The 7,089-nt window shown below is 64.0% G+C and carries 7 protein-coding genes, 4 tRNA genes and 1 pseudogene; 11 read left to right on the plus strand and 1 reads right to left on the minus strand.

Annotated elements, in window-relative coordinates; genetic code table 11:
- The first annotated feature begins 92 nt into the window (after window positions 1-92).
- The gene (locus JWN03_RS04865) at window positions 93-1,115 is read left to right on the plus strand and encodes a polyprenyl synthetase family protein (RefSeq protein ID WP_297610302.1); all 1,023 of its coding nucleotides are present in this window, start codon (window positions 93-95) and stop codon (window positions 1,113-1,115) included.
- Between the two features lie 156 nt (window positions 1,116-1,271).
- On the plus strand, window positions 1,272-2,183 hold the full coding sequence (gene htpX / locus JWN03_RS04870; RefSeq protein ID WP_297610305.1) for a zinc metalloprotease HtpX: 912 nt from the start codon (window positions 1,272-1,274) through the stop codon (window positions 2,181-2,183).
- A gap of 296 nt (window positions 2,184-2,479) precedes the next feature.
- Here the strand turns inward: htpX and JWN03_RS04875 are convergent, their stop codons facing one another.
- Complete coding sequence (locus tag JWN03_RS04875; protein WP_297610307.1) at window positions 2,480-2,971, minus strand: YajQ family cyclic di-GMP-binding protein; 492 nt, start codon at window positions 2,969-2,971, stop codon at window positions 2,480-2,482.
- Window positions 2,972-3,112: 141 nt separating this feature from the next.
- Between JWN03_RS04875 and JWN03_RS04880 the strand changes: the two genes are divergently transcribed.
- The 9 genes and pseudogenes from JWN03_RS04880 to JWN03_RS04920 all read left to right on the plus strand — a co-directional run.
- Window positions 3,113-3,195: transfer RNA gene (locus JWN03_RS04880), tRNA-Tyr, on the plus strand.
- Between the two features lie 246 nt (window positions 3,196-3,441).
- Window positions 3,442-3,514, plus strand: a tRNA-Thr gene (locus JWN03_RS04885).
- A 76-nt stretch (window positions 3,515-3,590) separates the two neighbouring features.
- Window positions 3,591-3,663: transfer RNA gene (locus tag JWN03_RS04890), tRNA-Met, on the plus strand.
- A gap of 46 nt (window positions 3,664-3,709) precedes the next feature.
- Window positions 3,710-3,880, plus strand: coding sequence for a 50S ribosomal protein L33 (gene rpmG, locus JWN03_RS04895; RefSeq protein ID WP_029925945.1), 171 nt, complete (start codon window positions 3,710-3,712; stop codon window positions 3,878-3,880).
- 164 nt (window positions 3,881-4,044) lie between these two features.
- Complete coding sequence (locus JWN03_RS04900; protein WP_441342935.1) at window positions 4,045-5,154, plus strand: fused (3R)-hydroxyacyl-ACP dehydratase subunits HadA/HadB; 1,110 nt, start codon at window positions 4,045-4,047, stop codon at window positions 5,152-5,154.
- A 175-nt stretch (window positions 5,155-5,329) separates the two neighbouring features.
- Window positions 5,330-5,402: transfer RNA gene (locus JWN03_RS04905), tRNA-Trp, on the plus strand.
- Between the two features lie 109 nt (window positions 5,403-5,511).
- A complete protein-coding gene (gene secE, locus JWN03_RS04910; protein WP_297610323.1) occupies window positions 5,512-5,892 on the plus strand; it encodes a preprotein translocase subunit SecE in 381 nt (126 codons plus the stop codon).
- Window positions 5,893-6,026: 134 nt separating this feature from the next.
- Complete coding sequence (gene nusG / locus JWN03_RS04915; RefSeq protein ID WP_441342936.1) at window positions 6,027-6,821, plus strand: transcription termination/antitermination protein NusG; 795 nt, start codon at window positions 6,027-6,029, stop codon at window positions 6,819-6,821.
- 156 nt (window positions 6,822-6,977) lie between these two features.
- Window positions 6,978-7,089: pseudogene (locus JWN03_RS04920) on the plus strand (50S ribosomal protein L11); the annotation flags it as partial.

Consider the following 7,089-nt stretch of genomic DNA (forward strand, 5'->3'; position numbering starts at 1 on the left):
GGTGCGTCGCACTACGGTGGTGTGCCTAGGGGGGCAGGTGTCCACACGCTAGGTTCTTTGGCGTGGGGTCGGACGCGGCACTGGGAGATGAAATGAGCGCATCGGCTGTGAGCGATGAGAGCACGGTGGTGGCGGGGGTGGATCTCGGCGATCCCGAGCTCGCGGAGACAGTGCGTAAAGGCCTGGTCGAAGTCGAAGACCTGATGATCGAAGAGCTGTCCGACGGGGAGGATTTCCTGCAGGAGGCCGCGCTGCACCTCGCCAAGGCCGGTGGCAAGCGTTTCCGTCCGCTGTTCACCATTCTCACCGGTCAGCTGGGCCCGCGGCCCGAGAGCCCGGACTTGATCACCGCCGGCACCGTGGTCGAACTGGTGCACCTGGCCACGCTCTACCACGACGACGTCATGGACGAGGCCTCGATGCGCCGCGGCGCACCCAGCGTGAACTCCCGCTGGGGCAATAGCGTGGCCATTCTGGCCGGCGACTACCTGTTCGCGCACGCCTCCCGGCTGGTCTCCACCCTGGGCCCGGACGCGGTGCGCATCATCGCCGAAACCTTCGCTGAACTGGTCACCGGCCAGATGCGGGAAACCATCGGCGCGCGGCAATCGCAGGATCCGGTCGAGCACTACCTGCGCGTGGTCTGGGAGAAGACCGGCTCGCTCATCGCGGCCTCCGGTCGCTTCGGCGGCACCTTCTCCGGTGCGGGCCTCGAGCATGTCGAACGCCTCGCCCGGCTCGGCGACGCGGTCGGCACCGCCTTCCAGATCTCCGACGACATCATCGATATCTCGTCGGTCTCCGAGCAGTCCGGCAAGACTCCCGGCACCGACCTGCGGGAAGGTGTGCACACCCTGCCCGTCCTCTACGCCCTGCGCGACGAGGGCTCCGACGGCGACCGGCTGCGCAAGCTGCTGGCCCACCCGCTGCAGACCGACGCCGAGGTGGAAGAGGCCCTCGACCTGCTGGCCCGCTCCCGCGGCATGGTGCTGGCCAAGGAAAAACTGCACGGCTACGGCGATATCGCGCACGCCGAACTCTCCGCCCTGCCCGGTGGTCCGGCCAACGAAGCCCTCGAGCGGCTGGTTCGCTACACCATCGAACGGGTCGGGTAACGGGGAACTTCGGCCCGCTCCGCATCGTTGACCTGCTGTAACGCAACGACAGATTTCGTGAGGTCCGGGTAACTCATCGGGTACGTCCAGACCCGGACCAGGCGCCTGACGTAAGTCCTGGAGCTCAGTCTCGCGGCACTTAGTGGCAGGCCAAAGATGCGGAGAGGCGGGACAGTGCACGGGTACGCAAATGGTGTGAAGACGTTTGGGCTGCTGGTAGGGATGTCGGCGCTGATCGTGTTCGCGGGCGCCATGTTCCGCAGTCCGACAATTCTGATCCTGTCTGTTCTGCTGGCGGTGGGCATGAACGCCTACGCCTATTTCAACAGCGACAAACTGGCTCTCAAGGCCATGCATGCCCAACCGGTGACCGAACTGGAAGCACCGGTCATGTATCGCATCGTGCGCGAGTTGGCCACGGCGGCACGGCAACCCATGCCGCGGCTGTATATCAGCCCCACCAATGCGCCGAACGCGTTCGCCACCGGCCGCAGTCCGCGGCATGCCGCGGTCTGCTGTACCACCGGCATCCTGCAGATTCTCGACGAGCGGGAACTGCGCGCGGTGCTGGGCCACGAACTGTCGCACGTCTACAACCGCGACATCTTGATCTCGTCGGTGGCGGGCGCACTCGCCTCGATCATCTCCGGCCTGGCCAACCTGGCCTTCTTCGCCAGCGCCTTCGGCGGCAATCGCAATGGTGAGGGCCCGAATGTCATTGGCATCCTGCTGGTTTCGCTGCTCGGACCGATCGCGGCCTCGCTGATCAAACTCGCCGTCTCGCGTTCCCGCGAGTACCAGGCCGACGAGGACGGCGCAGCCCTCACGGGCGACCCCCTGGCGCTGGCGTCAGCGCTCCGCAAGCTCGAACGCGGGGTCCAGGCCGCCCCGCTGCCCCCGGAGCCGCAGCTGACCGCACAGTCGCACCTGATGATCGCCAACCCCTTCCGGGCCGGCGACAAGATGGCGCGCTGGTTCTCCACCCACCCGCCGATGGCCGACCGCATCGCCCGCCTCGAAGCGATGGCCGGCGGCACCACCGGCTCGCCCGGAACTCGCGAGTACTGACCCGCCTCTCCGAACCTTTAGCGCACGGCAGAGTGCCGTGGAGGGTTGGCGACGCGTGCCGGGGGCTGGGTGCCCATTTCAGACCCGCCTCTCCGAACCTTTAGCGCACGGCAGAGTGCCGTGGAGGATTGGCGACGCGTGCCGGGGGCTGGGTGCCCATTTCATTTTGGACGTCCCCGGTGAGTTACCCCGACCTCACGAAATCAGTTGTCACGAAACGTAATTCCGGGCCCCGGACCAGCGGTAGGTAATTCCGGGCCCCGGACCAGCGGTAGGTCGGGGGCCCGGAATTGTAACTACCTGTAGTTTACGAACTGCAGGGCGACATCGAAATCGGCGCCCTTCAGCAGCGAGATGACGGACTGCAGATCGTCGCGGTTCTTGCTGCTGACCCGCAGCTCCTCGCCCTGGATCTGCGCCTTCACGCCCTTGGGGCCCTCGTCGCGAATCTTCTTGGCGATCTTCTTGGCATTCTCGGAGGAAAGTCCCTCGACCAGGGTGCCTGTGATCTTGTACACCTTTCCGGAGATCTGCGGATCACCGGCATCGAAGGCCTTCAGCGAAATATCGCGGCGAATCAACTTCTCCTTGAACACCTCCAGGACCGCCTTCACGCGGTCCTCGGCCTCGGCGGTGAGGATGATCTTCTCCTCGCCGGACCATTCGATGCTCGCGCCGGTATTGCGGAAGTCGTAGCGGGTCCCGATCTCCTTCGCCGCCTGGTTGAGGGCGTTGTCGACCTCCTGGCGATCGATCTTGCTGACAACGTCGAACGACGAATCGGCCACGCTTGTGCTCCTGTCCGAGATCGGAAGTTTGGGGGGTGTGCCTCGACGAAGGTAGTCCGCCCGGGACCGCGTTTTCCAGCCGGTTTGCATTGCGGGCGGGTGTTCGATGTATTCTCGTCACCGCGCTGCAAGGCGCACCCAGGCAGATTGCCCGAGCGGCCAATGGGAGCGGACTGTAAATCCGTCGGCGAAAGCCTACGTAGGTTCGAATCCTACATCTGCCACACACGAACCCCCCGGGACCAGTGGTCTCGGGGGGTTCTGTGCATCCAGCCCAGCCTTACAGCAGGAACCGGGTCGCCGGTGGTCGACGCCGTTGTCGACCGGCAGCCGGTCCTGAGCCCTGAGTACCCACTCTCGCGGGTGGGAAAACCTGGTCTGACCACACGGTTTGGAGACTGGGTGAGATGTTGTGTAACCTCGTTCAAGTCTTCAGCGCCCGGTTCCCGAGACCGGGGTAACGCAGACATGCCCCCTTAGCTCAGTCGGTAGAGCGTTTCCATGGTAAGGAAAAGGTCAACGGTTCGATTCCGTTAGGGGGCTCGCCGGATTGCCGGTGGTGACCGACTCGGCATCCAGATCCATGGACCGGGCCATCGCCGCCGCGAATCCTCCGCATGGCGGTGTAGCTCAGTTGGTAGAGCAAACGACTCATAATCGTTGTGTCGCCGGTTCAAGTCCGGCCATCGCTACCCAATTCTGATTTAACTATCAGGCTGACCGGAAAGAAGGCGCATCGTGGCCGCGAAGTCCACTGATATCCGGCCCAAGATCACCTTGGCCTGCGAGCAGTGCAAGCACCGCAACTACATCACCAAGAAGAACCGGCGTAACGACCCGGATCGTCTCGAGCTCAAGAAGTTCTGCCCGAACTGCGGTACCCACCGGGCCCACCGCGAGTCTCGCTAACTTAACCCCGCGCGTTCTACCGCGTGGAAGAAGTGCCGGATCGGTCAGCCACTAGGTCCCCCCTACCAGGGGACAGTGGCACCTGGTCCGGCACTTGGTGTATATAGCGGTGGTTCAGCGCTCCACCGATCCCGGGTCCGGGATCAGATAGGTGACTCTCTGCCGTGACTATCAACACCGAGGCCGAATTGGTCAGCAACACCGAGGCCGAAACGCCTCAGCCGGACGAGGCTTTCGATCCTGCCGCGCACGCCGCCACTATGGTCGGCCACCACTACCGGGTGGAGGACTACTACGAGGTCGGCCGCGAAAAGGTGCGTGAGTACGCCCGCGCCGTGCAGGACTACCACCCGGTGCACTGGGACGAGGACGTCGCCCAGGAGTACGGCTACGACGGCTTGGTCGCCCCCCTCAGCTTCATCTCCCTGGTCGGGATCCTGGCCCAGCGCAAGCTCTTCGAGCAGATCGTCACCGGCTACGACCTGAGCCAGATCATGCAGACCGACCAGATCCTGGAATTCCACCGGCCCATCAAGGCCGGCGATCAGCTCACCTGCATCGTCTACCTGCACTCGTTCCGGCAGGCCTTCGGCGGCGACATCATCGTCACCAAGAACGACGTGGTCGCGCAGAACGACGAACTGGTGCTCACCACCTACACCACCCTCATCGGCCGCAGCGGCGGTGACATCGATCCCAATATCGGTGACACCGTGCGCAATGTGCTCATGCACGGCGTCGGCCCGGAGGAGACCCCGGATCATCACCCGCGCACCGCGGCGGAGACGCAGTCCGTCCTCACCACGCAGCCGGTACCCGTGGCCGCGACCGGCAAGGTCGTCCCCGGCAAGCACGCCATCCGCTTCGAGGATGTGACCGTCGGCGATGTGCTGCCCACTCGCGTGGTGCGCCTCACCCGCGGCGATCTGGTGAACTACGCCGGCGTCTCCGGCGATGCCAACCCGATCCACTGGAGCGACGATGTCGTGAAGATGGTCGGCCTGGAAAACGTTGTGGCACACGGCATGCTGACCATGGGCCTGGGCGGCGGCTTCGTCACCTCCTGGCTCGGCGACCCGGGTGCGGTGAAGGAGTACAACGTGCGCTTCACCAGCCCCGTCTACGTGTCCGTCGCCAAGCCGGCGGAGATCGAATACACCGGCAAGGTGAAGTCGGTGGACCCGGAAACCCGCACCGCCGTGGTGGCGATTGTCGCTAAATCGGAGGGCCGCAAGATCTTCGGCCGCGCGACCGCAACGGTCCAGTTGGCCTGACCCGGAGCCGGACCCCCGATTGGCGATAGCTGCGCGAAGTGACGTAGACTCGGTTCTCTGGGGTCACCAGCCGATACGCGCTGCTCCGAGGAGCGGCGCGTATGTATGTCAAGCCCCGGTAGTACAACTGAACAAGTACTGTGGTGGGACAAACGAGCAATCGACGTCCTACCGAAGGGGCGTAGCTCAATTGGCAGAGCAGCCGTCTCCAAAGCGGCAGGTTGCAGGTTCAATTCCTGTCGCCCCTGCGGTCGTAGCGACTGCTTGCAGGTCGCTCGAAAGGGTCGTAGCGACTGCTTGCAGGTCGCTCGAAACAGTTTGAACAGTTTGAATGCCTAGCGACGAGGAAGGATCGACGTGAGCGACGAGCGGGATACTCGCCACGAAGATGGCGATGACACCGCCGCAGTGGCTCGTCCGAGCGGTAAGCGTTCCGCCCGGCGATCACGCGCCGCGTCATCGTCCGCGACGAATGTCGCAACGATCGATCGGCCTACTTCGCAGGTCAAGGCAGACAAGAAGAAGTCCGGCAAAGCCGGTGGTGCGGGCAATCCGTTCAAGCGCCTGACGAAGTTCCTCAAAGAAGTTATCGCGGAACTGCGTAAGGTCATCTGGCCCAACCGCAAGCAGATGGTCACCTATACAAGCGTTGTTCTGGTGTTCGTGATCTTCATGATCGCCTTCATCAGCGGGTTGGATCTGGGCTTCATCAAGGGCGTCAACTGGCTGTTCGGCTAGCTGAAGCCTGAACCGTGTCCGACCGTCGGCGCCGGTAACCGGTCCCCGAGCAGAGGCGGGGAGCGGGACCATCCGCCGGGTGATTTATCCCGGCGCGCAGAGGATTACGTGACGACAAGGAAGCGAGTGCCCCAGTGAGCACCCCGGAGAACGGCACAACCGACGAATTCCAGATCGACGACGTGGTGGTCGAGGAGACCGGCATCGACGTCGAGGAATCCGGCGACTCCGCCGACGCGGCGGAATCCACTGAGCCTGCCGAGGTAGAGCTGTCGGAGGAGGAGCTCACCGCTCCCATCGACGCCGAGCCCGCCGATCCCGTTGCCGAGATGAAGGCCGCGCTGCGTCGCGCCCCCGGCGACTGGTACGTCATCCACTCCTACGCCGGTTACGAGAACAAGGTGAAGACCAATCTCGAGACCCGCGTGCAGAACCTCGGTCTCGAGGACTACATCTTCCAGGTCGAGGTTCCGACCGAAGAGGTCACCGAGATCAAGAACGGCCAGCGCAAGAACGTCAATCGCAAGGTGCTGCCGGGTTACATCCTGGTCCGCATGGAGCTGAACGACGAGTCGTGGGGCGCGGTCCGCAACACCCCCGGTGTGACCGGTTTTGTCGGTGCCACCTCCCGGCCCTCGCCGCTGTCCATCGACGACGTGGTGAAGTTCCTGGTTCCGGCCGCGCAGCAGAAGAAGGCCACGGCCGCTGCCGGCGGCGAGAACTCGGGCGACACCCCGATCATCAAGCCGACGATCGATGTCGACTTCGAGGTCGGCGAGTCCGTCACCGTCATGGACGGCCCGTTCGCCACCCTCCCGGCCAGCATTTCCGAGATCAATGCCGAGCAGCAGAAGCTCAAGGTGCTGGTCTCCATCTTCGGCCGTGAGACTCCGGTCGAGCTGGCGTTCACGCAGGTCGCCAAGATCTAGCTGGCTCGGGGGCGCTTTGGGCCCCCGATCTACCTGCGACTAGACTTTCCGGGTTGCGCCTCGGGTCTGGCTGTTTTTCCACGGTCAGGTTTGCCCGGGCGCAATCCCGGAGCAGGCTTACGGGATTCCGTAAGAAACCTAAACCAAGGAAGAAAGATGCCCCCGAAGAAGAAGAAGGTCTCTGGGCTTATCAAGCTCCAGATCAAGGCCGGTGCGGCCAATCCGGCTCCGCCCGTCGGCCCCGCGCTGGGTCAGCACGGCGTCAACA

Source organism: Nocardia sp. (assembly GCF_025465275.1).
Classification (GTDB): domain Bacteria; phylum Actinomycetota; class Actinomycetes; order Mycobacteriales; family Mycobacteriaceae; genus Nocardia.

Excerpts from the sequence above, each read along its gene's own strand:
- JWN03_RS04865 (WP_297610302.1), top strand. The coding sequence starts at position 93 with ATGAGCGCATCGGCTGTGAGCGATGAGAGCACGGTGGTGGCGGGGGTG.
- htpX (WP_297610305.1), top strand. The coding sequence starts at position 1,272 with ATGCGGAGAGGCGGGACAGTGCACGGGTACGCAAATGGTGTGAAGACG.